This window comes from Bartonella sp. AP57NXGY (genome assembly GCF_042195805.1).
Lineage (GTDB): Bacteria > Pseudomonadota > Alphaproteobacteria > Rhizobiales > Rhizobiaceae > Bartonella.
Genome location: NZ_JBHIOZ010000711.1, coordinates 1 through 510, shown reverse-complemented (window position 1 = coordinate 510; position 510 = coordinate 1). Strand labels below are relative to the sequence as shown.

The window sequence follows — 510 nt, the reverse complement described above, 5'->3', positions numbered from 1 at the left end:
AACCGTTTTCGCCAAAAAGATGATGAGATAACACAGCGGATCGTTTCAAATCCCAGTGAGGTTGTCCATTTACTTCCAGAGTATCAACGTTCAACTTTTCTTGAAGGGGTAGAACTTGCTCAAAGTGTTTGCAAGAATTTTGATCTTCAAGCTTTCCGTGAGGGTCATATGACTCCGGTTTATTTTGGTTCAGCTTTACGAAATTTTGGTGTTCGTGATTTGATCAATGCGCTTATTGATTTTGGTCAAAGTCCTCGTGATCAAAGTGCAGATCAGCGCAATATCATAGCAACTGAACCTAAAATGACGGGATTTGTTTTTAAAATTCAAGCAAATATGGATCCTAATCATCGTGATCGTATTGCATTTTTTCGGGTATGTTCGGGAACACTTGAACGTGGTATGAAGACAAAGTTGGTCCGAACAGGAAAAACGATGACACTTTCGGCTCCACAATTTTTCTTTGCGCGTTCGCGCCAAATTGCTGATCAAGCCTATGCTGGTGATATC

Annotated in this window: 1 pseudogene; it reads left to right on the top strand. The window is 40.6% G+C overall.

The features are described 5' to 3' along the window. A pseudogene (gene prfC, locus ACFIL8_RS12905) lies at positions 1-510 on the top strand (peptide chain release factor 3); the annotation flags it as partial.